The 24,619-nt window shown below is 66.3% G+C and carries 19 protein-coding genes and 1 riboswitch; of the genes, 9 read left to right on the plus strand and 10 right to left on the minus strand.

All coding sequences use genetic code 11. The annotated features are described in order from the left end of the window. Nucleotides 1-97: 97 nt before the first annotated feature. From WIT60_RS00355 to WIT60_RS00385, 7 genes are all read right to left on the minus strand, one after another. Nucleotides 98-1,108 (minus strand): tyrosine recombinase XerC, encoded by a 1,011-nt coding sequence (locus WIT60_RS00355; protein ID WP_339581972.1) that lies wholly within the window; start codon nt 1,106-1,108, stop codon nt 98-100. 40 nt (nt 1,109-1,148) lie between these two features. Next, nucleotides 1,149-1,829 (minus strand): DUF484 family protein, encoded by a 681-nt coding sequence (locus WIT60_RS00360; RefSeq protein ID WP_339581973.1) that lies wholly within the window; start codon nt 1,827-1,829, stop codon nt 1,149-1,151. Between the two features lie 10 nt (nt 1,830-1,839). Then, complete coding sequence (dapF, locus tag WIT60_RS00365; RefSeq protein WP_339581974.1) at nt 1,840-2,703, minus strand: diaminopimelate epimerase; 864 nt, start codon at nt 2,701-2,703, stop codon at nt 1,840-1,842. A 42-nt stretch (nt 2,704-2,745) separates the two neighbouring features. Next, on the minus strand, nt 2,746-4,098 hold the full coding sequence (locus tag WIT60_RS00370; protein ID WP_339581975.1) for a hypothetical protein: 1,353 nt from the start codon (nt 4,096-4,098) through the stop codon (nt 2,746-2,748). A 40-nt stretch (nt 4,099-4,138) separates the two neighbouring features. After that, nucleotides 4,139-5,731: a methyl-accepting chemotaxis protein gene (locus WIT60_RS00375; protein ID WP_339581976.1), complete on the minus strand. Its 1,593-nt coding sequence runs from the start codon at nt 5,729-5,731 to the stop codon at nt 4,139-4,141. Nucleotides 5,732-5,833: 102 nt separating this feature from the next. After that, on the minus strand, nt 5,834-6,730 hold the full coding sequence (locus WIT60_RS00380; RefSeq protein WP_339581977.1) for a lysophospholipid acyltransferase family protein: 897 nt from the start codon (nt 6,728-6,730) through the stop codon (nt 5,834-5,836). Then, the gene (locus WIT60_RS00385; RefSeq protein WP_339581978.1) at nt 6,727-7,635 is read right to left on the minus strand and encodes a lysophospholipid acyltransferase family protein; all 909 of its coding nucleotides are present in this window, start codon (nt 7,633-7,635) and stop codon (nt 6,727-6,729) included. The genes WIT60_RS00380 and WIT60_RS00385 overlap by 4 nt, the downstream gene beginning before the upstream one ends. A 218-nt stretch (nt 7,636-7,853) precedes the next feature. Here WIT60_RS00385 and metK point away from each other — a divergent pair, with 218 nt between their 5' ends. Together metK and WIT60_RS00395 are read left to right on the plus strand one after the other, a co-directional pair. Next, on the plus strand, nt 7,854-9,044 hold the full coding sequence (gene metK / locus WIT60_RS00390) for a methionine adenosyltransferase (protein ID WP_339581979.1): 1,191 nt from the start codon (nt 7,854-7,856) through the stop codon (nt 9,042-9,044). A 65-nt stretch (nt 9,045-9,109) separates the two neighbouring features. Then, the gene (locus WIT60_RS00395) at nt 9,110-9,727 is read left to right on the plus strand and encodes a DUF2238 domain-containing protein (RefSeq protein ID WP_339581980.1); all 618 of its coding nucleotides are present in this window, start codon (nt 9,110-9,112) and stop codon (nt 9,725-9,727) included. A 27-nt stretch (nt 9,728-9,754) separates the two neighbouring features. Here the strand turns inward: WIT60_RS00395 and WIT60_RS00400 are convergent, their stop codons facing one another. Then, complete coding sequence (locus tag WIT60_RS00400; RefSeq protein ID WP_339581981.1) at nt 9,755-11,254, minus strand: methyl-accepting chemotaxis protein; 1,500 nt, start codon at nt 11,252-11,254, stop codon at nt 9,755-9,757. A gap of 212 nt (nt 11,255-11,466) precedes the next feature. On the opposite strand from WIT60_RS00400, the gene WIT60_RS00405 reads away from it, so the two are divergent. From WIT60_RS00405 to WIT60_RS00420, 4 genes are all read left to right on the plus strand, one after another. Next, entirely contained in the window at nt 11,467-12,699 is a 1,233-nt protein-coding gene (locus WIT60_RS00405; RefSeq protein WP_339581982.1) for a cyclic di-GMP phosphodiesterase, read from the plus strand. A gap of 226 nt (nt 12,700-12,925) precedes the next feature. Continuing rightward, nucleotides 12,926-14,947: a ribonucleoside triphosphate reductase gene (locus WIT60_RS00410; RefSeq protein WP_339582338.1), complete on the plus strand. Its 2,022-nt coding sequence runs from the start codon at nt 12,926-12,928 to the stop codon at nt 14,945-14,947. Nucleotides 14,948-14,996: 49 nt separating this feature from the next. Then, the gene (gene nrdD, locus WIT60_RS00415; RefSeq protein WP_339581983.1) at nt 14,997-15,218 is read left to right on the plus strand and encodes an anaerobic ribonucleoside-triphosphate reductase; all 222 of its coding nucleotides are present in this window, start codon (nt 14,997-14,999) and stop codon (nt 15,216-15,218) included. Beyond that, complete coding sequence (locus WIT60_RS00420) at nt 15,211-15,903, plus strand: anaerobic ribonucleoside-triphosphate reductase activating protein (protein WP_339581984.1); 693 nt, start codon at nt 15,211-15,213, stop codon at nt 15,901-15,903. Before nrdD ends, WIT60_RS00420 begins: the two co-directional genes overlap by 8 nt. Before the next feature lie 7 nt (nt 15,904-15,910). Here WIT60_RS00420 and WIT60_RS00425 read toward each other — a convergent pair whose 3' ends face one another. Together WIT60_RS00425 and WIT60_RS00430 are read right to left on the minus strand one after the other, a co-directional pair. Beyond that, entirely contained in the window at nt 15,911-17,536 is a 1,626-nt protein-coding gene (locus WIT60_RS00425) for a peptide chain release factor 3 (RefSeq protein WP_339581985.1), read from the minus strand. A 65-nt stretch (nt 17,537-17,601) separates the two neighbouring features. Then, nucleotides 17,602-20,949 carry a PAS domain S-box protein gene (locus tag WIT60_RS00430; RefSeq protein ID WP_339581986.1) on the minus strand — a complete coding sequence of 1,116 codons (3,348 nt, stop codon included), beginning with the start codon at nt 20,947-20,949 and terminating at the stop codon, nt 17,602-17,604. 179 nt (nt 20,950-21,128) lie between these two features. Then, nucleotides 21,129-21,207: riboswitch (S-adenosyl-L-homocysteine riboswitch) on the plus strand. Between the two features lie 88 nt (nt 21,208-21,295). Between WIT60_RS00430 and ahcY the strand changes: the two genes are divergently transcribed. From ahcY to metF, 3 genes are all read left to right on the plus strand, one after another. Next, on the plus strand, nt 21,296-22,744 hold the full coding sequence (gene ahcY, locus WIT60_RS00435) for an adenosylhomocysteinase (RefSeq protein WP_339581987.1): 1,449 nt from the start codon (nt 21,296-21,298) through the stop codon (nt 22,742-22,744). Nucleotides 22,745-22,855: 111 nt separating this feature from the next. Beyond that, nucleotides 22,856-23,620 carry a TlyA family RNA methyltransferase gene (locus WIT60_RS00440; RefSeq protein WP_339581988.1) on the plus strand — a complete coding sequence of 255 codons (765 nt, stop codon included), beginning with the start codon at nt 22,856-22,858 and terminating at the stop codon, nt 23,618-23,620. Nucleotides 23,621-23,675: 55 nt separating this feature from the next. Beyond that, complete coding sequence (gene metF, locus WIT60_RS00445; protein WP_339581989.1) at nt 23,676-24,530, plus strand: methylenetetrahydrofolate reductase [NAD(P)H]; 855 nt, start codon at nt 23,676-23,678, stop codon at nt 24,528-24,530. The last annotated feature ends 89 nt before the right edge of the window (nt 24,531-24,619 follow it).

Here is a 24,619-nt window from a genome sequence, read left to right on the forward strand (position 1 = left end):
CGATGTATCGAAGATGTCTCATTTTCCAGGACATTCCCTGAAAACGATTCGCATTTGCGGCAATATTCCTGGGTTGGCCCCCCTCGAAGTGGGGGGGTCAATCCTTGCGACGGGCGCGGGGGTGGGCCGCGTCGTAGACCTGAGCCAGGTGCTGGAAGTCGAGCTTGGTGTAGACCTGGGTGGTGCCGATGTGGGCGTGGCCCAGCAGTTCCTGTACGGCACGCAGGTCGCCACTGGACTGCAGCAGGTGGCTGGCAAAACTGTGGCGCAGCATGTGGGGGTGCACATGGGTGGGCAGACCGGCTTGCTGGGCCAGTTGCTTGAGCCGGTTGCGCAACTGCACCGGGGTCAGGCGCCGCCCCAGGCGACTGAGAAAGAGGGCGTCGTCCTGGGGGGGGCTGAGGGCGGCGCGCAGGTCCAGCCAGGTCCGCAAGGCGGCCAGGGCTGCCTGGCCGACTGGCACGCTGCGGCGCTTGCTGCCCTTGCCGAGGACATGGGCTTCTGCGCCGGCCAGGTCGATCCAGCCTGCCGCGTGCGGGCTGGCGTGCACATCCAGTCCGAGCAGTTCGGCGCTGCGCAGGCCGCTGCTGTAGAGCAGCTCCACCATGGCCCGATCGCGGGCTTGCAGCCAGGGCGCCTCACGGGCAGCCCGGGTGGCGGCGGCCGGTGAGGCCGCCGTGTCGCTGGGATCGGCGGGCCGATGCTCGGCCAGCGCCACCGCCTGGTCCACGGGGAGGGCCTTGGGCAAGGGTTTGGGAGCTTTGGGTGCCTTGATGCCCTCGACGGGGTTCAGGTGGACCCAGCCCTCACGTCCCAGCCATTTGTACAGACCACGCCAGCCGGCCAGGGTGATGGCGATGCTGCGTGGCCCCAGGCCTTGTGCGTGCAGGCGGGCGGTCCAGCCCCGCACATGGTGGGGGCGCACGGCGACGAGGTCCAGCCCTTCTTGGTGGCAGAACGCGTGCAGGCGCCGGAAGGCGTCGCCATACATCGCCAGCGTGCGCTCGGCCAAGCGGCGCTGGATGCGCAGGTGGTCGAGGTGGCGAACGATGAGGGGCGGTGGTGCCGGCGGGGCGAGCGCGTCGCGTGGGGTGTCAGGCGCGGACATCTCGGGCGTCTGTGTGCGCGCGCTGGCCGCCGGTGGGCGCTCAGTCGAGCAGGCGCGCCAGGGCGGCACTGGCCACGTCGCCCACCTGGATGAGGAAGTCCACACCCATGTCCGCGCTGTAGCGTGTCGCGTCGGGTGACCCCAGCACGAGCAGGCCGAAGCAGGCGCCTTCGTGTTGCAGCGGGATGAGGGCGATCGAGGTGATGCTGGCGCTGTCATCGAGCCACTTGCTGGCCTCGAAGCCGGCGTTGAGGCCACAGTAGGGCTGGTTCAGGCTGGCGGCGAAGCTGCGCGCATCGTCGCTGACGGTCTGGGTGCAAGCCAGGGCGCCCAGCTCGGTGCGCAGAGGGTGGGCTTCGGTGCCCCAGATGCGCACCGCGGCCTGCGGGATCAGGAACAGGTCGCGCAGGCTGTTGAGCATGACGTCGGCCAGCGTGGCGTTGTCGTGGGCGAGCAGCACGGCGCGCACCCAGCGGTGCAGGCGCTCGGCAATGGCCTCGTTGTCCTGGCTGTGGCGGATCATCTCCATGATGCGCTTTTCCAGGCCGCGGATCTTGTCGCGCAGCATCTCCATCTGGCGCTCCTGCAGCGAGACGGCGCGCTGGCCGTGTGGGCTGGTGAGCTGGATGCTGGAGAGCAGGGCGGCGTTGCGTTCGAAAAAAGCCGGCGTGTGGACGAGGTAGTTGGCAATCTCGTCTTCGGTGATGCCTTGCAAGGTCATGTCAGGGGGCTCAGAGTGCGGGTACGTCGATCACGCCGTCAAACACGGTGGTGGCGGGACCGGTCATCAAAACAGGGGTGCCGGGGCCGGCCCAGCTGATGCTCAGGCGGCCGCCGGGCATGTCCACGTCCACGGTGGCGTCCAGCCAGCCGAGACGGATGCCCGCCACGACCGCGGCGCAGGCACCCGAGCCGCAGGCCAGGGTCTCGCCGGCGCCGCGTTCGTACACACGCAGGCGGATGTGGCCGCGGGTGACCACTTCCATGAAGCCGGCGTTGACGCGGCGGGGGAAGCGGGCGTGGCTTTCGATCTGCGGGCCGAGCTCATCGACCGGGGCCTGGGCCACGTTGTCCACGCGCATGACGGCATGCGGATTGCCCATGGAGACCACGGCCAGCTCGACCGGGTGGTTGGCCAGGGCCACGGGCCAGAGTTCGCAGCCGAACTCCAGACGTGGGGTCAGGCCGGTGGTGTCAAAGGGCACCTCGGCAGGTGCGAGGAAGGGCGCACCCATGTCCACGGTGACGCGGCCGTCGAGCTGCAGGCGCGGCTCGATCACGGCTTTCTGGGTCTGGACGCGCAAGGTGGTCTTGGCCGTCAGGCCCTTGTCGTGCACGAAGCGGGCGAAGCAGCGTGCGCCGTTGCCGCACTGCTCGACCTCGCCGCCATCGGCATTGAAGATGCGGTAGGTGAAGTCGGTGCCGGCCGCGGGGTCACCGGGTTCGACCACCAGGATCTGGTCGGCGCCGATACCGAAACGGCGATCGGCCAGGAAACGGTACTGCGCCGGGCTCAGGGCCAGGGGCGCGCGGGTGGCGTCGAGCACAACGAAGTCGTTGCCGGCGCCATGCATTTTGGTGAAGGGCAGCTTCATGAGGTGGATTATCCGCCCCTTGTGCGGGTCTTGCAGCAGGACTCAACGCAAGACGGGCGTTTGGGCAATGCGTTGGTCGATGTCGCGCATCAGGGCCTGGTAGGCGGGGGCGTCGATGCCCCCGTAGCGCTGTTGCAGTTGCGCCGCGGTGAGGAACTCGGGCAGGTCGCTCACCGTGGGCAACAGGTCTGACTCAGACTGTGCGCTGGCCAGGCGCGATTGCAGGGTCAGTGGGTCATGTGCCGCGAGGCGTCCCAGGCGCACGCCGGCCTTGTCCGCTGCGAGGTCGTTGAAACTGAAGCCACTGCCTCGGCCTTGTGGCGCCGCGTCCAGCAATTCCTTGTAGGTGCCGATCAGGTCGGACAGGCGACCACCCAGATCGGTGGCGAGGGCGGCCGAGGTGAGGTAGTGCTGCGCGAGGTCTTCGCGCCCTTGCAGGGTCAGGGGGCGCGTGGGCAGGGCGGGCCAGTCACGGGCGGCAGGCACCAGGGTGGCCAACGAGACGCGGTTGACGTACAAACCCAGCACCACCAGCACGGCCCGGTTCTCGCGCGCGGCGGTGTCTTGCAGGTGCGGGGTCGATGCGCTGAGGGCGCTGGCCAGGCTGGTCTGCTGGGCCGTGGCCATCAGCGCGGGCAGCAAGGTGCTGAGCGGACGGTCCCAGCGCGGGGCATGGTGCGGGCCGTCGGACTGAAGGGGCTCGCTGAGCAAGCGGGCCAGTTGGTGGTGGTAGCGAGACAGGGCTTCGACCATGTCGGGAGGCACGAGCAAGGCCGACGCCTGGGCGCTCAGTTCCGGCCGCCAGCGCACGGTGGTGGACACCTGAGTCGGGCTCAGCCGCACGCGCTCGATGGCCGCCAGGGCGAGCATGGCGAGCTGGTCCATGCCTCGCGTGCGAGCCAGGCGCTCGGCCGTCCACCGTGCCAGCCACGGCGGCACGGACAGATTCCCCACCTGCACGGCCTGCAAGACCGGCGGGCCACTGGGCGGGGCGTGCAAGCGGACCCGCACGTTCAGCCAGGCGCCCAGCGGGTGCAGTGCGCGCAAGGGGGTTTGCTGCAGGGGCAGGCTCAGGGTCAAGTCAGCCTGCTGATCGGCCAGGGTCAAGGCGGCCGGGGCATGCAGCACGCGGGCGGCCATGTCCTGGGTGAGGGCTTCCGCCTGGGCGGCGGTCAGCGTCAGCGTCAAGGGCTGGCCGTGAAAGGCTTCACGCAGCACCTGACGGTTGAGCAACCGGCGTGCCGACTGGAGGTCACTGATGGCAAGGGGGGCACCCAAGGCCGTGCTGGGCTGCGCCTGCAAGGCCATCGAGACCCCCCACAGGGCAACAGCCGCACCCAGCACCACCAGGGTGCCGAGCGTGGCGCAGATCACAAGCCAGGGGCGTCGATGCATCGGCGTGAGTATGCCGTGCTCGCCGCGCGCCCGGCGAGGGTCAGGCCTCGATGGCCGCGTTGGCGCTGACCTCGATGTGGAAGCGCTGCACGGTGCGCGACAGGTCCATGGCTTGCTGGCGCAGGCTGTCGGCCGCGGCGGCCGACTCTTCCACCAGTGCAGCGTTCTGCTGCGTCATCTGGTCGAGCTGGTTGATGGACTGGCTGACGTGTCCGATGCCCATCGATTGCTGACGCGTGGCCTCGGCAATCTCACCCATCGCGTGGGTCACGCGCTGGATGGCGTCCACGATCTCGGTCATGACCGCGCCCGCTTCGCGCACCTTGTCGGCGCCGGCTTCGACGCGCTCGGTGGACTTGCCGATCAGTGCCTTGATCTCGCGGGCGGCTTCGGCGCTGCGTTGCGCCAGGGAGCGCACTTCACCCGCCACCACGGCAAAGCCGCGGCCTTGTTCGCCTGCCCGGGCCGCTTCCACAGCCGCGTTCAGCGCCAGGATGTTGGTCTGGAAGGCGATGCCGTCGATCACGCCAATGATGTCGCCGATCTGACGCGAGGCCTGGCTGATGTCGGCCATCTGCGTGACCACGCTCTCCACCACTTCGCCGCCGGCGACCGCGCGCTGGCTGGCCGTGCTGGCCAGGTCATTGGCGACATGGGCCGAGTCGGCCGAGTTTTCGACCGTCTTGCTCAACTCGTCCATGGCCGAGGAGGTGGACTGCAGGTTGGAGGCCGTCTGTTCGGTGCGACTCGACAGGTCCTGGTTGCCGGCGGCAATCTGGGTGCTGGCCGTCAACATGCTCTCGGACGACTCGCGCACGGACGCGACCATTTCGCGCAGCCCGTCCTGCATGTGCTTCATTGACACCATCAGGTGCGTGATCTCGTCGTGGCCACGTGGCTGGATGTCGTGCGTCAGGTCGCCGTGGGCGATGGCCTGGGTGATGTCTTCGGCGCGGCGCAGGGGGCGGGTGATCGACAGGATGGTCAGCGCCATCAAGGGCAGGAAGATGAAGCCTGGCGACAAGAGCAAGCCCCACAGCAGGACGATGGTGTGGGTCACGCCATCGGCTGCCTTGGCGCGACGGGCTTCGGCCAGCTCGGTGATGCTGGCATTGAGCTCGTTGACCTGACGCTCGATGGTGTCCGCTTCGGTGCGTGCGCCTTCGCTGCCCTGGTAGGCCTCGGCCGAGGACGTGATGGCCAGCTCGCTCAACATCGTCAGCGTGGGCTGCAAGGCTTGACCGTAGCTGGCCAGCTTCGGCATCAGGGCCTGGACCTGGCTGCGGATAGCCTCGTTGGGGGCGGCCTCTTGCAAGGCCTGCATGGCCGTTTCGGTGGCTTTCAGCGCGCTTTGCCAAGCCTTTAACTCAGCCTGTGCCGACACGGAGTCACCGGCGTTGATGATGGCGGCCTTCTCGTGGCCGCGCAGCGAGGACAGGTTCAAGGCCAGCTGACCCATGCGCTGGACGGCCGCGAACTCCTGCTGGGTGAACTCGTCGAACTCGCCCTTGAGCGACCACAACCGCCAGCTCATGCCGGAGCCCACGATGGTGCCAATGGCCACCACCAGCACCATGCAGGTGATGAGGCGGGAGCGGATGGAAAACCTCCGCAGCCAGGTGATCAGATTCATGTGCCGACACTCCTCAAGTTCGTGAAAGACCCCCACTCCCGCTGATGGGGCGTGGGATTTACAACGGACCCCGAGTATCGACGCAGAATCACCCCGACGGGGTCAATAAAAGCGCGATTCGCCCGGGGGGCGCGTCTTGAAACGACGGTGAACCCACAAATATTGCGCAGGTTGTTTGAGAATTTCGTGCTCGATGAAGCGGTTCATCTGTGCGGCATCGGCTTCGGCATGGTCGGTGGGAAAGTCGTGCAAAGCCGGCAGGAACCGCACCCGCCAACCTTGTCCTCGTGGCAGCAATTCGGCAATCACCGGTTGCACCACCATGTTGAGCATGCGCGCCATGCGTGAGGGGGCCAGCAACGTGGCCGCGGGCACGCCGAAGAAGGGCACGAAGGCCGCATCCTTGCGGCCAAAATCCATGTCTGGCAGATTGAAAAACCCCCGGCCTTCCTTGATGGCGCGCAGCAGGGGCTTGACCGAGTCGCTGCGCGGGAAGATCTGGGCGTCGCCAAAGCGCAGGCGGCCGCGCTTCATCAGCTTGTCCATCAAGGGGTGGCTTTGCGCCTGGTAGATGGAGGCTCCGGGACGCGACTGACACAGCAGGATGGCCGCACCGGCCACATCCAGGCCCACGAAGTGCGGGCACAACCACATCGTGGCACGGCCTTCCGTTTGATAGACCCGCTCGGCCAACTCGATGTCACCTTCGATCTGGATGAGGCGGCGGATGCGCTCGGGCGAGGCCCACCACAGCACGGCGCGGTCGAGCAGGCTCTGGGTCAGCCATTGGAAGTGCTGTTTCAGCAGGGCTTCTCGCTCCGCAGCGGGCATGTCGGGGAAGCACAGTTCCAGATTGCGCAGGCCGACCTTGCGGCGTGAACCCGCCACGTGGTACAGCAGGGACCCGAGGCGATGGGCGAGGGCGGCCAGCCAGGGCAGGGGCAGCCAGTGCAGCAGCCACAGCAGGCCCAGGGCCAGGCGCAGACCGATCTCCTTCATGCCTGGCCCTCCCCGACGCTGGCCGAGGTCAGGATCTCGGCGCGCGGGCCTTTGTAACGGTTGTAGCCCCACAGGTACTGCTCGGGTGCGTGCATGATCATTTCTTCCATCAGCCGGTTCACGGCGGCGGCGGATTGTGCCGCATCACCGCCGGCCAGCACTTGTTCGGTGTCAGGCGGCACCCGATCGGCGTGCACGATGTAGTCGCAACCCTGACGCAGCCGATCGCGCCAGCCCAGACGTTCACCGCGCAGCAGCACCACGGCGCAGCCGGTTTGGGCCACCAGCTTGGCCGCCATCGTCATCGTGTAGGCCTCGCGGCCGAAGAAGGGCGCCCATACGCCCATGCCCTCGGGCGGCACCTGGTCGGGCAGCAGGCCCACGGTCTCGCCTTTTTTCAGGGCGCGCAGCATCTGGCGCACGCCGGCCAGGGTGGCGGGGCTGGTGAGCATGCCGGGGCGGTTGCGGGCGTTCTTCATCAACTCGGCCAACCAGGCCTGCTTGGCCGGGCGGTAGAGCGCCGTGATGGGCTTGTGTGCGCCAAAGCGGTCGGCATAGGCCTGCGCGGTGATCTCGAAGCAGCCCAGGTGGGGCGTGAGCAGCAGCAGGCCGCGGCCTTCGGCCAGGGCCGCATCGACCACCTCGGGGCGCACCCAGCGCACGCTGTCGCCCAGCGGCAGGTCGCGCGGGCGGCCCCACAGGCGGGGCGACTCGCTGACCATCTTGCCGGCATGGGCTACCGCCTGCCAGCGCTGCCAGCGGCTCAGGCCGGCTTGCCGCGCGTGGGCGTTCAGGCGCTGCCGATACGAAGGCGACAGCAGGTAAGCCAGCCAGCCCAGCAGGCTGCCCAGGGGGTGCAGCACGGCCAGGGGCCAGCGTGACAGCATGAAAAACAGGCGGGCCATGGAACGCAGCTTGAGCCAGAACACAAAACCCTGATCTTCGCAGATCCCACGCTGCACGCGCTGGGGAGTTTGGCTACACTATCCGGATCGCCGAGTTAACAGGACAACTTGCGGGGCGATTCACAAATCCCGCTAAAGCGTTCGCCGCTGTGCACCCTTCCCAGTCTCACAGCCTTGGCGACGCCGAGGTCTATGTTTTTTGAACTGGAGCACACAGCGTGTCGAACGATTACCTCTTCACCTCCGAGTCGGTCTCGGAAGGCCACCCCGACAAGGTCGCCGACCAGATCTCCGATGCCATCCTGGACGCCATCCTGGCGCAGGACCCCCTCTCCCGCGTCGCCGCCGAGACCCTGACCAACACCGGTCTGGTCGTGCTGGCGGGTGAGATCACGACCCAGGCCAACGTCGACTACATCCAGGTCGCGCGCGACACCATCAAGCGCATTGGTTACGACAACACCGAGTACGGCATCGACTACAAAGGTTGCGCCGTGCTGGTCGCCTACGACAAGCAGTCCAACGACATCGCCCAGGGTGTGGACCGTGCCAGCGACGATTACCTCAACATCGGCGCCGGCGACCAAGGCCTGATGTTCGGCTACGCCTGCGACGAGACGCCCGAGCTGATGCCCGCGGCCATCTACTACGCGCACCGTCTGGTCGAGCGCCAGGCCCAGCTGCGCAAGGACGGCCGCCTGCCTTTCCTGCGCCCGGACGCCAAGGGCCAGATCACGCTGCGCTATGTGGACGGCAAGCCCGTGGGCATCGACACCGTGGTGCTGTCCACCCAGCACAGCCCCGACCAGTCGGAAACCGCCACCAAGATGAAGGACAGCTTCTACGAGGCAGTCCGCGAAGAGATCATCAAGCCGGTGCTGCCGAAAGAGTGGCTGACGGCCGACACCAAGTACCTGATCAACCCGACCGGCCGTTTCGTCATCGGTGGCCCGCAGGGTGACTGTGGCCTGACCGGCCGCAAGATCATCGTCGACACCTACGGCGGCGCCTGCCCGCACGGTGGTGGCGCCTTCTCGGGCAAGGATCCCACCAAGGTGGACCGCTCGGCCGCCTACGCCGCCCGCTACGTGGCCAAGAACGTGGTCGCGGCCGGCCTGGCCAAGCAGTGCCAGGTGCAGGTGGCTTACGCCATCGGCGTGGCCCGCCCGATGAACGTGACGGTCAACACCTTCGGCACCGGCGTGATCGCCGACGACCAGATCGCCAAGTTGGTGAACGCCCACTTCGACCTGCGTCCCAAGGGCATCATCCAGATGCTGGACCTGCTGCGTCCGATCTACCAGAAGACCGCCGCTTACGGTCACTTCGGCCGCGACGAGCCCGAGTTCACGTGGGAGCGGACGGACAAGGCCCAGGCCTTGCGCGCAGACGCCGGTCTGAAGGGCTGACCTTTACCCCGTGCACAATTCCAAGGCCGCCTCGTGCGGCCTTTTGCACATCTGGGAGACCCTGCATGAACGTTCGCGCCCACCTGTCTGAAGCTGGCTGGCTGGCCCTCATCGCGGCTGTGCTGGTCTGGTCCTGGATTGGCGCCTATGACCCCGGGGTGTGGCTGATGGAGGTGCTGCCGGTGTTCATCGCCGTGCCGGTGCTGGCCTTCACGCGCAAGCGCTTTCCGCTCACATCGCTGGTCTACACCCTGATCCTGGTGCACGCCATCATCTTGATGGTGGGCGGGCACTACACCTACGCCCGTGTGCCCTTGGGCTTCTGGCTGCAGGAGTGGTTCGACTTCAGCCGCAACCACTACGACCGCATCGGCCATCTGGCACAGGGCTTCATCCCGGCCATGGTGGCGCGCGAAATCCTGCTGCGTCAGACCCCGTTGAAGCCAGGGGGCTGGCTGTTTTTCCTGGTGACCAGCGTGTGTCTGGCCATCAGTGCCGTCTACGAGTTCATCGAGTGGTGGACGGCGCTGGCGCTGGGCGCTGGGGCCGACGAGTTCCTGGCCACGCAGGGGGATCCGTTTGACACCCAGGCCGACATGCTGATGGCCACCCTGGGCGCCATGCTGGCCCAGGTGCTGCTGTCACGCTGGCACGACCGCCAACTGGCGACCTTGCGCGGATGATGCCCCCCGGACGCCGGACCTGGATCCTCAGCCTCGCTGCGCGTCCGTCTGGAAGGCGTTGATGGCCGAAGACAGGCGGTGCGCTTGCTCGGTGAGGCTGGCCGCTGCTGCGGTGGACTCTTCCACCAGGGCCGCGTTCTGCTGTGTCATCTGATCGAGGTGGCTCACGGCCTGGTTGATCTGGCCGATGCTGCTGCTTTGCTCGGCCGCCGCCGCTGAAATCTCGCTGATCACGCTGCTGACGCGCACCACGTCGTTGACGATTTCCTGCATGGTCTTGCCGGCGTCCTGCACCAGTTGCGAGCCCGACTCCACCTGGGTCACCGAGGCGCCGATCAGGCTCTTGATCTCGCGGGCCGCTTCGGCGCTGCGCTGTGCCAGCGTGCGCACCTCGCCGGCCACCACGGCAAACCCACGGCCCTGCTCGCCTGCCCGGGCCGCTTCCACGGCCGCGTTCAGCGCCAGGATGTTGGTCTGGAAGGCGATGCCGTCGATCACGCCGATGATGTCGTTGATCTTGCGCGAGGCCTGGGCGATGCCGTCCATGTTGTTGACCACGCGGTCCATCACCTCACCGCCGCGGCGGGCCGTCGACGAGGCCTGTTCGACCAAGGCGTGCGCCTGTTGCGCGGCATTGGCGGACTCGTGGACATTGCCGGTCAGCTCGATCATCGACGAGGCGGTCTCTTCCAGGTTGGCGGCGGTCTGCTCGGTGCGGTTGGACAGGTCCTGGTTGCCCACGGCGATCTCGTTGGAGGCCGTGTAAATGCTGTCAGTGGTCAGGCGCACATCGCCCACCAGACGGTTGAGCGAGCTGCTCAGCGTGCCCAACGAATTCAGCAATTGGCCGATTTCGTCACTGGCGTGCGAGCTCACATGCACGCGCAGGTCGCCCGCGGCCATCTGGGCGGCGGCGGCCACCGCGGTGTTCAGGGGGCGGCGGATGGAGCGGATCAGCAGCGCGGCGCTCAGGACCATCGTGCCCATCGTGCCCAGGGCCATCACGCCCGCGATCAGCACCGTGCCACGGCGCGCCTCGCCAAACTGGTGGCGCAAGGCGGTGGCGGCCCGCGGCTGCATGGCCGAGAACTCGCGCAGAGCCTCGGTGTAGGCCTTCAGCGCCGGCTCGATCTGCTCTGGGTGGGCCAGGGCCTGGGTGAACTGCGCCTGCGCCGCGTCGATGCGGGCCAACTGGGCCCGGTCGGCCTCGTCCAGCGGCAGCCCATCCAGTTGCTGGCGAAGTGTCACCAGCTGGGCCTGGTTTTGCTCGCGGGCCGCGGCCAGCGGATCGATGGCGCCGGGCGTGTGGCCCAGCACGGCCGCACGGTTCGCCTCGGCTTCGCTCCGGCTGGCCCAGTCCTGGGCGAGCGCCAGTTTGGTGTCCAGCTGCGCGAACGCCGCATCAAAGCTGGCGGTGAGCTTGGCCGTGCGAACCCCCGAGAAGCCGACGATGACCACGTTGGCAGCGATCAGAAAAATCACGCCAAGCCAGAGTTTGCGGGCGATGCCCAGATTTTGAAGACGCATGCCAGAGACCAGACAAAAAGTAAAAACACCCCGAAACCGAAGTGGCAGGGCAATGTTGAGGCTGAATCAGCTTGTCATGAAATCGTGTTAGGGAGAACCCCGAGTAAAATGACGCGCTTTGCGGTGATTTCACGCAAGCTCGTCTGAACGTTGTGCGTTTCGCGTCCTAAGATCTTGGGATAACGCAGCGTCGGCTGCTTTCACATCTGACCATGCTCCGAAAGATTCCCACCGATTCCTTGCGCGTTGGCATGCACGTCCACGAGGTGTGCGGCTCGTGGCTGGAGCACCCGTTTTGGCGTGGCTCCTTCAAGGTGACGGACGAGGATCAGATCCGTCAGCTCGGGGCCATCCGTGAGGTGATCATCGACACCGACAAGGGGCGGGACGTGGATATGAAGGTGGTCCACGACATTGAGCTGCCGTCCACGGATTTCAGCGATCTGCCTGAGCCGGTGTTCACGCCGCCGTCGCCGCCGTCCGAGCCGGTCCGTCAGGTTCCGACATCTTTCAAGGACGAATTGGCCCGTGCGGGGCGGGTCTTGGCCAAGTCGCGCGAGGCCATGCAGACGATGTTCCAGGACGCCCGCATGGGCAAGGCCCTCGACACCGAGCACTGCCTGCCCCTGGTCAACGAGATTGCCGACTCGGTCGAGCGCAACCCCGGCGCCCTGGTCAGCCTGGCGCGCCTGAAGACGAGCGACGCCTACACCTTCATGCACTCGGCGGCGGTGTGCGCGCTGATGGTGTCGCTGGCCCGCCAACTCAAACTCAGCGAGTCGCAGGCGCGCGAAGCCGGCATGGCTGGCTTGGTGCACGACATGGGCAAGGCCCTGATGCCTCTGGAGGTGCTCAACAAGCCCGGCGCCCTCACGCAAGAAGAGTTCGCCATCATGAAGAGCCATCCCGAAGAGGGCTACAAGCTCCTCAAGGAAGGCGGTGGCGTGGGGCCGGTGGCCTTGGACGTGTGCCTGCACCACCATGAAAAGATCAACGGCCGCGGCTATCCCAAGGGTCTCAAGGGTGATGAGATCAGCCTGTACGCCAAGATGGGCGCGGTGTGCGACGTGTACGACGCCATCACCTCCAACCGCCCTTACAAGGCGGGCTGGGACCCGGCCGACTCGCTGATGAAGATGGCGGCCTGGACCAAGGAAGGCCACTTCGACGATCGCGTCTTCCAGGCCTTCGTCAAGAGCATCGGCATCTACCCCACCGGCTCGCTGGTCAAGCTGCAGTCCGGCCGTCTGGCCGTGGTGGTGGAGCAAGGCAGCGGCTCGCTGCTGTCGCCCATCGTGCGGGTGTTTTTCTCGACCAAATCGAATCAACCGATCCCGGTCGAGCTGCTCGACCTGGGCAAGACCGTGGACCAGATCGTCTCGCGCGAGTCCAAGAGCCAGTGGGGGTTCCAGAACCTCGATCAGCTCTGGAACCAGCCGGGTTGAAGCGCGCGCTTTCATGGCAGGTTGACGCCTGTTCCTGACCCGACTTCTGGGTGCTCAGGATGTGCCGCCCTGTGTCCATGCAAGGCTTGACCCATCGTTTGACGGCGATTTTGACTCGGTTTGAGTGAGGTCAAACTCGTTGGTAGACGGAGTCATGACACTACATATAGTGTTTTCACAAAGAAAATGCACTATATATAGGGTTTGACTCATGCCAGTTCCAACAATGACCGGGTCCGAGACGCCGGTTGCCGTCATCCAGCGCAACGGCACGGCGGCCACCTTCCACGCCGACAAAATCGTGGAGGCCATCGCCAGCGCAGGCCGGGCCACCGGGGAGTTCGGGCAGGATCGCGCCCAGGCACTGGCCGCCCAGGTCGTGGCGAACCTGACCCGCCGCGTGCCCACGGTGGAGCAGGTGCAAGACCAGGTTGAGCGCACCTTGATCGAGGCCGGTCACTTCGACACGGCGCGCGCCTACATCGTCTACCGCGAGCAGCACCAGATGCTGCGTGCCGATGCGGCCTGCGCGGTGGACGTCGAGCGCTCGGTCAACGAGTACCTCTCGCAGCAGGACTGGCGCGTCAACGCCAATGCCAACCAGGGTTACTCGCTGGGCGGGCTGATCCTGAATGTGTCGGGCAAGGTGATCGCCAACTACTGGCTCACCCACGTCTACCCGCCCGCCATCGGCGGGGCGCACCGCGAGGCCGACCTCCACATCCACGACCTCGACATGCTCTCGGGCTATTGCGCCGGCTGGTCGTTGCGCACCCTGCTGCACGAGGGCCTCAACGGTGTGCCCGGCAAGGTGGAGTCGGCGCCCCCTCGGCATCTGTCGAGCGCCATGGGGCAGATGGTCAACTTCCTGGGCACGCTGCAAAACGAGTGGGCCGGGGCGCAGGCCTTCAGCTCGGTCGACACCTACCTGGCCCCCTACATCCGCAAGGACGCACTGAGCTACGAGGCCGTGCGCCAGAGCATGCAGGAGCTGGTCTACAACCTCAACGTGCCCTCGCGCTGGGGCACCCAGACGCCGTTCACCAACCTCACCTTTGACTGGGTCTGCCCGGAGGACCTGCGTGAGCAGGTGCCCGTCATCGGCGGTGAGGAAATGCCCTTTGCCTACGGCGACCTGCAGGCCGAGATGGACATGATCAACCGCGCCTACATCGAGGTCATGATGCAGGGCGATGCCAAGGGCCGGGCCTTCACCTTCCCCATCCCCACCTACAACATCACCCGCGACTTCGATTGGGCGCACCCCAACACCGAGCGCCTGTTCGAGATGACGGCCAAGTACGGCCTGCCCTATTTCCAGAACTTCCTGAACTCGGACCTGGAGCCCAACATGGTCCGCTCGATGTGCTGCCGCCTGCAGCTGGACCTGCGCGAACTGCTCAAGCGCGGCAATGGCCTGTTTGGCTCGGCCGAGCAGACCGGCTCACTGGGCGTGGTGACCCTCAACTGCGCGCGCCTGGGCTATCTGTTCAAGGGCGACGAGGCCGCCTTGCTCGCGCGCACCGACGAGTTGCTGACGCTGGGCAAGGACAGCCTGGAGATCAAGCGCAAGCTGATCCAACAGCTCATGGATGCGGGCCTGTTCCCCTACACCCGCCGCTACCTCGGCACCTTACGCAACCATTTCTCCACGCTGGGCGTCAACGGCATCAACGAGATGATCCGCAACTTCAGCGGCGATGCCCACGACATCACAACCCCCTGGGGCGAGGCGTTTGCCGTGCGCTTTCTGGACCACATCCGTGCGCGCATCACCTGTTTTCAGGAAGAGACCGGGCACCTCTACAACCTCGAAGCCACCCCGGCCGAGGGCACCACCTACCGCTTCGCCAAGGAAGACCGCAAGCGCTTTGCCGACATCCTGCAGGCCGGCACGGCCGAGCAGCCCTACTACACCAACTCCTCCCAGCTTCCGGTCGGCTTTTGCGACGACCCCTTCGATGCCCTGGCCCGCCAGGAGGTGCTGCAGTCCAAGTACACCGGCGGCACCGTGCTGCACCTCTACCTGGGCGAGCGGGTGTCCTCGGCGCACGCCTGCAAGGAGCTGGTGCGGCGCGCCCTGAGCCAGTTCCGGCTGCCCTACATCACGGTCACGCCCACCTTCTCGATCTGTCCGGTTCACGGCTACCTCGCCGGCGAGCACGCGTTCTGTCCGCGTTGCGACGAAGAGGCCTTGCAGCGCAAGCGCGCCGCCGAGGTCGAACCCCAGGGTTCGATGCCGGTCTGACGCACGGGCGTCTGCTTCTTTCTTTCCATCCTTGTCACAGGAGATCTGCATGCATCCTTCTTACGCCACCCCGTCCACCCATCCGGTCTTGCAAGCGCACGAACGTCAGCGCTGCGAAATCTGGACGCGCGTGATGGGCTACCACCGCCCCATGGCGTCCTTCAACACGGGCAAGCAAGGCGAGTTCCACGAACGCGTCTATTTCCGTGAACCCGGGTGTGCCACTGCGCCGACGCTCGCCGGGCAGGCTCTGGCCGGTGCCGATGCTTGAGGTTGGAGGCTTCACGCCGCTGAGCACTACCGACTGGCCGGACCGGCTGGTCGCGGTGGTGTTCGTGCAGGGCTGCCCCTGGCGCTGTCACTACTGCCACAACGCCGACCTGCAGCCCAGGTCGGGGGCGCCACAAGGGGCTTGGGTCCAAGCCCTCGACCTGTTGCGCCGTCGGCAGGGCTTGCTTGATGGGGTGGTGTTCAGCGGTGGCGAGCCCACGCTGGATCCGTCCTTGCCGCAGGCCATGTCGGCGGTGCGGGCGCTGGGCTTTCAGGTGGGCTTGCACACCGCCGGCATCTACCCCGATCGCCTGCAGGCCGTGCTGCCGCTGGTTGATTGGGTGGGGTTCGATCTCAAGGCGGCATGGGCTGATTACGAACGCGTCACTGCTGTGCCACGCAGTGGCGAGGCGGTACAAAACAGCCTGAACCGGGTGATGACCGAGGTGCGCGAGCGCGGCATCGGGTGCGAGATCCGCACCACCTGGCACCCGGCACTCCATGACGACCACGCGATGGGCAAGCTGGGTGCGCAGTTGGCGGCGTGCGGGGTGCGCGAGTGGGTCTGGCAGACCTGCCGACCGACACCCGCCATGCCCATTGAGCTGGCCGCCGCTTGCCGGGAACCCAGCACAGCCCTGTTGGGTCGCATGGCCCAGTGCGGGATGCGCGTGGTGCTGCGCTAGCCCTCGCTCACTGATTCGACAGGCTCAGGCCCGCATGCTCACGCAGCGGGTGGAAGTGCACCTGCGGATGGCGCTCGGCCGTCAGGCGCAGGTCATAGGCCGAGGTCATCATGTAGGCCAGGGTGTCGGCGGCGTCCAGCGCCAACTTCGACGCGTTCTCGTCACAGAACTTCTTCATGGCCTCGGGGGTGTCGGCCGTGATCCAGCGCGCACCCACGAAGCGGCAGGGCATCAGGCGGATGTCGACGCTGTACTCGGCCTTGAGGCGGTGCTGCACCACTTCGAACTGCAGTTGACCGACAGCGCCCAGCAGCATTGAGCCGCCCACTTCCGGACGGAACACCTGGATGGCGCCTTCTTCGCCCAACTGCATCAAACCTGCCTGCAATTGCTTGGACTTCATCGGGTTGGCCAGTTCCACCGTCTGGAACAGCTCGGGTGCGAAGAAGGGCAGGCCGGTGTACTGCAGGTTGATGCCATCGGTGATGGTGTCGCCCAGCTGCACGCCGCCGTGGGTGGTGAAGCCGATGATGTCGCCGGCAAAGGCCTCGTCCACGGCTTCACGGCGCTGCGACAGGAAGGTCACCACCGACGTGGGACGCAGCTCCTTGCCGGAACGCTGCACCTTGAGCTTCATGCCTGGGGTGTACTTGCCCGAGCACACGCGCACGAAGGCGATGCGGTCACGGTGCGACGGGTCCATGTTGGCCTGCACCTTGAAGACCACGCCGGAGAAGTTCTCCATCTCGGGCAGGATTTCCTTGTGCGAGCCGTCCTTCTCGGTGCTGAAGCGCGGACGGGGCGAGGGCGCCAGGTCCACCAGGGCGTCGAGCACCTCCTGCACGCCGAAGTTGTTCACGGCCGAGCCGAAGAACACGGGCGTCTGCTTGGCAGACAGGAAGGCTTCCAGGTCGAACGCCGGCGCGGCCTCGGCCATCAGCTCCATGTTCTGCTCGGCCAGCTCCCAGTCGTGGCCGAAGCGGGCGTGCAGCTTGTCTCGCTCGCTCAGCGACACCACCTCGTCGTCTTCGCCGCGCTTGTCGGCGCCGGCGTCGAACAGGCGCATGCTTTGCGTGCGCAGGTTGACGATGCCGCCGAAGGTCTTGCCCTGGCCCACCGGCCAGGTCATGGGCACGCAGGGCATGCCCAGCTCCTGCTCGACTTCATCGAGCAGTTCGAGCGGGTCGCGGCCTTCGCGGTCCATCTTGTTGACAAAGGTGATGATGGGCGTGTCACGCTGGCGGCACACCTCGATCAGGCGCTTGGTCTGCGCTTCCACGCCGTTGGCCGCGTCGATCACCATCAGGGCCGAGTCCACGGCGGTCAGCACGCGGTAGGTGTCTTCCGAGAAGTCCTTGTGGCCGGGGGTGTCGAGCAGGTTGACCACATGTTCGCGGTAGAGCATCTGCATCACGCTGGAGGCCACCGAGATGCCGCGCTGCTTTTCGATTTCCATCCAGTCCGACGTGGCATGGCGCGAGGCCTTGCGGCCCTTGACGGCCCCGGCGATGTGGATGGCGCCAGAGAACAGCAGCAACTTTTCCGTCAGCGTGGTTTTACCCGCGTCAGGGTGGGAAATGATCGCAAAGGTGCGACGGCGGCTGGTTTCTGGGGCAAAAACTGAGGTGGTCACGGCAAGCTGGCTCCGGCGAAGCCCGACATGCTAGCCGATTCGCTCCCGACGGTCATCCCTGGCGGTCACCTGCGCGCCGCCAGGCCGAGCAGCTGGCTCAGGGGCTCCGGGCGGTGGATCAGGTAGCCCTGGGCGTAGTCCACCCCCAACTCCAGCAACTCCTGCAAGATGGGGTCGTTCTCGACGAATTCACCGACGGTCTTCAGCCCCATCACCCGGGCGACGTCGCAGAAGCAGCGCACGGCGGCGCGGTCGAGCGGATCGTGCACCACGTCCTTGATGAACTGGCCGTCGATTTTCAGGTAGTCGACCTGCAGCGCCTTCAGGTAGCCAAAGGACGAGGAGCCGGCGCCGAAGTCGTCCAGCGCCAGACGCATGCCCAGGCGGCGCATGTCCTGCACGAAGCTGCCGGCCTCGGCCAGCTTGGTGATGGCCGCGGTTTCGGTGATCTCGAAACACAGCTTGCTCAGGTCCACCGGCTGGCTCTCGATGAGTTCGAGCACGTAGCGCTGGAAGGCCGGGTCGGCAATCGACTGGCCCGAGAGGTTGACGGCCAGCGTGTGAACCGCGGTGAGGGCCGGGTGGCGCGAGGCCAGCAGGGCGAACACCTGGCGCACCACCCAGCGGTCGATGCGCGAGGCCAGCTGGAAGCGTTCGGCAGCGGGCAAGAAGGCGCCGGGCGGGATGACGGCGCCATCGTGTTCCTGCAGGCGAATCAAGACTTCGCAGCGCAGCCCCTCGCCATTGGGTCGGATGGGGGCAATGCGCTGACCGTAGAGCACGAAGCGGTCTTCGTCGAGGGCCTGCTCCAGGCGTGTCGCCCACTGCATTTCGCCCTTGCGGGTGCGCATGGTCTGGTCGGTGTCGAACCACAGGTGCACACGGTTGCGGCCTGCTTCTTTGGCGGCATAGCAGGAGGTGTCGGCGGCCTGCATGATGGCGTCACTGTTGCTCCAGCGCTTGTCCAGGGGCACCAGACCGATGCTGGTGCCGATGCGGAAACGCCGACCTTCGTGCACGAAGCGGAATTCTTCCATCTGGTCGCAAATCTTTTGCGCGACCCGCTCGGCCTGCTCGACGCTGCAGTGTTCCAGGATCACCCCGAACTCATCGCCGCCCAGACGCGCCAGCGTGTCGCGTGAGCGCACACAGCTGTGCAGCAACTCGGTGACCTGGCGCAGCAACTGGTCGCCCACGGCGTGGCCGCAGGCATCGTTGACCAGCTTGAACTGGTCGAGGTCGATGTACATCAGCGCGTGTTCGCTGCCGCGCTGTTGGCTGTCGCTCAGGGCACGCTGCAGGCGCGACTCGAACTCGCTGCGGTTGACCAGGCCGGTCAGCTCGTCGTGGGTGGCTCGGAAGCTCATTTCGTGGCCCATGCGCCGCTGCTCGGTCACGTCATGGAAGACCAGCACGACGCCCAGCACCTGCCCCTGGGCATCGCGGATCGGGGCGGCCGAGTCCTCGATGCCGTAGGTACGGCCATCGCGCGCAATCAGCTGGGTCAGGGTGAGCCGCTCATCGTCGGGGGTGTCGACCAGGCAGCGGCTGACCGGGCACATCTCGGGCGCGCCGGTGGCTTCGTCCACGATGTGGAAAACCGCGCTCAGCGGTTGGCCGGCGGCCTCGGCGTTGCCCCAGCCCGTCATGCGCTCGGCCACCGGGTTGAGCCATTGGACCCGACCACGGGCGTCGGTGGTGATCACGGCGTCCCCGATCGAATGCAAGGTGACCCTCAGCAATTCGTGTTTTTCGGCCAACTCGCGTTCCATGCGCTTGCGCTCGGTGACGTCGTAGTTGGTGCCCAGCATGCGCAGCGGGTGCCCTTCGCTGTCGTAGAACACGGTGGCGCTGGCGTTCACATCGTGGATGCGTCCGTCGCCGTGAACGATGCGGAAGTCGAAGTTCATCGGTCGACCGGTGGCGATGGCCTGGGCCATTTCGGCCTGGCAGCGTGCCAGATCATCGGGGTGCACGGCGCGCTGCCAGTCTTCCGCGCGGCCTTCGAAGGTGGCCGGTTCCACGCCGAAGATCTTGAACATCATCTCGCTCCAGGTCAGCCGGCCATTCACCAGGTCCAGCTCCCAGATGCCAATCCCGTTGACCCGGGTGGCCAGTGCCAGGCGCTCCTGGTTGGCACGCAAAGCCGCCTCCACGGCGTGCTTCTCGGTGACGTCTTCCAGGATGGCCAGCGAGCGCAGCGGGCGTCCTTGTTCGTCGCGCTCCATCGTGGCCGACAGCAGCACATCGATCAAGGTGCCATCCTTGCGCACCATCTGGTATTCGATGTTCTCGCAACGCCCTTCACGCAGGTAGCGGGGCAACACCACATTGCGTGCGTAGGCGTGTGATTCCGGCGTGAGGAATTCGGCCGAGTTGCGGCCAATCACTTCGCTGCGGCTGTATCCCATCTTGGTCAGCCAGGTGTCGCTGACCGTGAGCAGGCGACCTTGTGCATCGATCGAATGCAGCATGGCCGGCGTGGACTCGTACAGGGAGCGCAAGCGTGCCTGGCTTTCCTTGAGCGAGCGCTCCGTGAGCTTGCGCTCGGTGATGTCGCGTCCCACCGAGTGCACGGCCCACACCCGTCCCTGTCCGTCCGTCAGGGGGTGGTGGGTCCAGCTGGTCCAGCGCACCTGCCCGTCAGGGGTCGGCTCGCGCACCTCGCTGCCCAACACCAGTCGGTGGGCGCACACCGCCGCCACCTGCGAGGCGACGGCGTCGCGGTCAGCGGGGGGGAGGTGCTCGAACAGGCTGCTGCCGATCAGGGCGTCAGGTGGCCGGCCCACGTGCGCGGCGTAAGCTGGGTTGACAAATGTCAGGCGGCCTTCCGGGCTGGCCAGGCAGACCTGATCGGTCTGGCTGTCGACGATGGCACGGTAGCAATCGAGCTCGCTGGGCGTGTGGTGGAAGGCCCCCAGGTCCTCGGGATGGCTGTGGGGCAGTGACAGGCCCAAGGTCTGTGCCAAGGCGCTGAGCTGGGCCTGGGTGGCTGCATCCAGGTCACGGGGGCAGGTGTCCATCACGCACAGCGTGCCAATGGGCTGACCGTGGGGGCCACGCAAGGCCAGGCCTGCGTAAAAACGGATGCCCGCCGGACCGGTGGCCAGCCAGTCGCTGGCCCAGCCCGGCGTGGCGGCCACGTCGGGCACCATCCGCAGGCCGGTGTGGTTCAGCGTGTCGATCGTCCAGGCCAGGTGAGGCAAGGGCGCGCCGGGTTCACCGAGGCCGACCTGGGCGAGCAGGTGCTGGCGCTGGGGGGTGACCAGGCTGATGAGCGCAATCGGGGTGTCGCAGACGGTGCAGGCGAGCGCCGCCAGGGCGGTGAGTCCGGCATCGGGCACGACGGTGCCCGCGCCCGAAACCGGGGGCCTGAGGGCATCGTCATGGGGCCATTGAGCGAGCATTGTCATCGCGTGTCATGTTAGCCGTGTCGTCGAATGCCACCGTCGGTGTCTGCCCGCATGTCCGGTGTCTTTGGTGTCCAAATGTGCGACCCGCAGGACGAAACTGGGGTCAAAGCCCCTGCAAGCGCACCGATTTCCGGCTCAAACCCACACAGTCGGGGGGGGCTCGCTTTATACTGGCGTCCGCTTTCGAGGAGCGTTGCAAGGTCCACCTCCGGATCCCAGGCTCGAAAGACTTGTCTTCTGCAACGGCGCTCACCCGCATGTGTCCCGCTGGGTGAGTGGTATCTCTCTGTGTCTTTTTGACCCCCGGTAGCGCACGGCGGCTTCTGAACGTTGAGGAGCTTTGTCCATGTCCGCTGTTAACACCAAACTGATCACCGAGCACAAGGGCGTCCCTTGCGCCATCGCCGACCTGTCGCTGGCCGAATGGGGCCGCAAGGAACTGAAGATCGCCGAGAGCGAAATGCCCGCGCTGATGGCCATCCGCGAGGAATACGCGCCCAAGCAGATCCTCAAGGGCGCGCGCATCACCGGCTCGCTGCACATGACCATCCAGACCGGCGTGCTGGTCGAGACCCTGCAAGCCCTGGGCGCCGACGTGCGCTGGGCTTCGTGCAACATCTTCTCGACGCAAGACCACGCCGCCGCCGCCCTGGTCGAAGCCGGCACCCCGGTGTTCGCCTACAAGGGTGAGTCGCTGGAAGACTACTGGGACTACACCCACCGCATCTTCGACTTCGGGCCCAAGGGTTCGGAAGGTGAAGGCCCCAACATGATCCTGGACGACGGTGGGGACGCCACGCTGCTGATGCACCTGGGCAAGAAGGCCGAGACCGACCCGTCGGTGCTGGCCAACCCCGGCAGCGAAGAAGAGCGCATCCTGTTTGCCGCCATCAAGGCCAAGCTGTCCGAGGACAGCACCTGGTACTCGCGCAAGTCGGCCCAGATCATCGGCGTGACCGAAGAAACCACGACCGGCGTGCACCGCCTGAACGAAATGTCCGCCAAGGGCACCCTGATGTTCCGCGCCATCAACGTGAACGACTCGGTGACCAAGTCCAAGTTCGACAACCTGTATGGCTGCCGTGAGTCGCTGGTGGACGGCATCAAGCGCGCCACCGACGTGATGATCGCCGGCAAGGTCGCCGTGGTGGCCGGTTACGGTGACGTGGGCAAGGGCTCGGCCCAGGCCCTGCGCGCCCTGAGCGCCCAGGTGTGGGTCACCGAAATCGACCCCATCAACGCCCTGCAGGCCGCCATGGAAGGCTACCGCGTGGTGACGATGGACTGGGCCGCCGACAAGGCTGACATCTTCGTGACCACCACCGGCAACCGCGACGTGATCACCTATGAGCACATGGCCGCGATGAAGAACAACGCCATCGTCTGCAACATTGGTCACTTCGACAACGAAATCCAGGTTGCCAAGCTGGAAGAGAAGTGCCAGTGGGAAGAGATCAAGCCCCAGGTCGACCACGTCATCTTCCCCGATGGCAAGCGCATCATCCTGCTGGCCAAGGGCCGTCTGGTGAACCTGGGTTGCGGCACCGGTCACCCCAGCTATGTGATGTCGTCGAGCTTCGCCAACCAGACCATCGCCCAGATCGAGCTGTTCGCCCACAGCGACGCCTACGACGTTGGCAAGGTCTATGTGCTGCCCAAGCACCTCGATGAAAAGGTGGCCCGCCTGCAGCTGACCACGCTCAACGCCCAGCTCACCGAGCTGACCGACGAGCAGGCCGCTTACATTGGCGTGCCCAAGCAGGGCCCTTACAAGCCCGACACATATCGTTATTAACCCCCCTACGGCCTGACGGCCGCCCCCCAGGGGGCACCGCCAGCGGCCCGGCAGAGCCGGTTCCGCGGCGGTCGCTGGGATTTGGCCTCGGGCCGCTTCACAGGATTCACCATGCCACGCGCAGACCAACTCATCGTTCAACAAGGGCACGCGCCCACCCGCTCGGCCGCTCATCGTTTGATCGATGCGCGGGCGGTGCAGTGGCTCGGCCCCAAGGGCTGGACCGTGCTGCGCAAGGCGGGGGAAGACCTGCCGGAAGAGGCCCAGTTCCGTGTCACCAATGACGAGGAGCTGCGCTGGGTGTCGCGCGCCGGGCTCAAGCTCGAAGGCGCACTGCAGCAGATCGACCTGGACGTGACGGGCATGACCTGCCTGGACATCGGTCAGAGCACCGGCGGCTTCACCGACGTGTTGCTGTCCCAGGGCGCCACGCGCGTCGTGGGCGTGGAAGTGGGCCATGGCCAGATCCACGAGAAGCTCAAGGCCGACGAGCGCGTGGTGGTGCTGGAGAACGTCAACGCCCGTGAGCTGGAAGACAGCCCGCTGCGCGAGCACGCCCCCGCCGAAGGCTTCGATCTGATCGTGGCCGACCTGTCCTTCATCGCGCTGTCCAAGATCGTGCCCCACCTGGCGCCGTGGCTCAAGCCAGGCGGGCAGGTGCTGATGCTGATCAAGCCGCAGTTCGAAGTGGGCAAGGACCACGTGGGCAAGGGCGGTGTCGTCAAGGACCCGGCCCAGCACGCCCGTGCCCGTGACATGGTGCGCCGCGCCTGTACCGACCTGGGCTGGACCGTCCACAAGGGCTTTGCCAGCTCGATCGCCGGTGGCGACGGCAACCTCGAATTCTTCATCTGGGCGCAGTCGCCGCAGGCCTGATCATCCTCCTGATCGGGCTCGGCGGGCTCGCGCGCCCACCTTGAAAGACCCACACATGACGAAGTCATCCCCGAACTCCCTGCCGGTGAGCGTGGAGTTCTTCCCGCCCAAGACCCCGGAAGGCGTCGAGAAGCTGGCCGCCGTGCGCCAGCAGCTGTACGCGATCCGCCCCGAGTACTGCTCCGTCACCTACGGGGCTGGTGGCAGCACGCAAGACGGCACCATCCAGACCGTGCGCGCCATCCTCAGTGAAGGCTGCGACGCGGCCCCGCACTTTTCGTGCATCGGCGCCAGCAAGGCCAGCGTGCGCGAGCAGCTCGCCCAGTTCAAGGCCGACGGCATCAAGCGCATCGTCGCCTTGCGTGGCGACCTGCCCAGCGGCTACGGCGGCTTTGGCGAGTTCAAGTACGCCAGCGACCTGGTGGCCTTCATCCGCGAGGAAACCGGCAGCCACTTCCAGATTGAAGTGGGCGCCTACCCCGAGATGCACCCGCAGGCGCGCAACCCGCAGGCCGACCTGCGGGCCTACGCCACCAAGGTCAAGGCCGGGGCCGACGTGGCCATCACCCAGTACTTCTTCAACAGCGACGCTTACTTCCGCTTCGTCGAAGAGGCCGAGGCCCTGGGGGCCACCATCCCGGTCGTGCCAGGCATCATGCCCATCACCAACAGCAGCCAGCTGCTGCGCTTCTCCGACGCCTGTGGCGCCGAGGTGCCGCGCTGGATCCGCACCCGGCTGGAAGGCTTCGGCGACGACAAGGCTTCCATCCAGGCCTTCGGGCTGGACGTGGTCACCGACCTGTGCGAGCAGCTGCGCGCCGGGGGCGTGCCGGGCCTGCATTTCTACACGATGAACCAGTCGGCGCCTGTGCTGGCACTGTGCGAGCGTTTGGGTTTGATTCCGGCTTGATCCGGGCGCCTGGACCGCGCTGAGCCACGGCTGCAAGGGTCGTGTCAACAGGGTGTGGCGCGCCGGCATCGGGTTTTCCTGATCTGGCG

Source organism: Aquabacterium sp. G14 (assembly GCF_037482285.1).
Classification (GTDB): domain Bacteria; phylum Pseudomonadota; class Gammaproteobacteria; order Burkholderiales; family Burkholderiaceae_C; genus Aquabacterium.

Excerpts from the sequence above, each read along its gene's own strand:
- WIT60_RS00395 (WP_339581980.1), top strand. The coding sequence starts at position 9,110 with ATGAACGTTCGCGCCCACCTGTCTGAAGCTGGCTGGCTGGCCCTCATC.
- metF (WP_339581989.1), top strand. The coding sequence starts at position 23,676 with ATGACGAAGTCATCCCCGAACTCCCTGCCGGTGAGCGTGGAGTTCTTC.
- WIT60_RS00370 (WP_339581975.1), bottom strand. The coding sequence starts at position 4,098 with ATGCATCGACGCCCCTGGCTTGTGATCTGCGCCACGCTCGGCACCCTG.
- WIT60_RS00355 (WP_339581972.1), bottom strand. The coding sequence starts at position 1,108 with ATGTCCGCGCCTGACACCCCACGCGACGCGCTCGCCCCGCCGGCACCA.
- WIT60_RS00360 (WP_339581973.1), bottom strand. The coding sequence starts at position 1,829 with ATGACCTTGCAAGGCATCACCGAAGACGAGATTGCCAACTACCTCGTC.
- WIT60_RS00430 (WP_339581986.1), bottom strand. The coding sequence starts at position 20,949 with ATGACAATGCTCGCTCAATGGCCCCATGACGATGCCCTCAGGCCCCCG.
- WIT60_RS00375 (WP_339581976.1), bottom strand. The coding sequence starts at position 5,731 with ATGAATCTGATCACCTGGCTGCGGAGGTTTTCCATCCGCTCCCGCCTC.
- WIT60_RS00405 (WP_339581982.1), top strand. The coding sequence starts at position 11,467 with ATGCTCCGAAAGATTCCCACCGATTCCTTGCGCGTTGGCATGCACGTC.
- ahcY (WP_339581987.1), top strand. The coding sequence starts at position 21,296 with ATGTCCGCTGTTAACACCAAACTGATCACCGAGCACAAGGGCGTCCCT.
- WIT60_RS00380 (WP_339581977.1), bottom strand. The coding sequence starts at position 6,730 with ATGAAGGAGATCGGTCTGCGCCTGGCCCTGGGCCTGCTGTGGCTGCTG.
- WIT60_RS00440 (WP_339581988.1), top strand. The coding sequence starts at position 22,856 with ATGCCACGCGCAGACCAACTCATCGTTCAACAAGGGCACGCGCCCACC.
- nrdD (WP_339581983.1), top strand. The coding sequence starts at position 14,997 with ATGCATCCTTCTTACGCCACCCCGTCCACCCATCCGGTCTTGCAAGCG.
- WIT60_RS00400 (WP_339581981.1), bottom strand. The coding sequence starts at position 11,254 with ATGCGTCTTCAAAATCTGGGCATCGCCCGCAAACTCTGGCTTGGCGTG.
- WIT60_RS00420 (WP_339581984.1), top strand. The coding sequence starts at position 15,211 with ATGCTTGAGGTTGGAGGCTTCACGCCGCTGAGCACTACCGACTGGCCG.
- WIT60_RS00410 (WP_339582338.1), top strand. The coding sequence starts at position 12,926 with ATGACCGGGTCCGAGACGCCGGTTGCCGTCATCCAGCGCAACGGCACG.
- dapF (WP_339581974.1), bottom strand. The coding sequence starts at position 2,703 with ATGAAGCTGCCCTTCACCAAAATGCATGGCGCCGGCAACGACTTCGTT.
- WIT60_RS00385 (WP_339581978.1), bottom strand. The coding sequence starts at position 7,635 with ATGGCCCGCCTGTTTTTCATGCTGTCACGCTGGCCCCTGGCCGTGCTG.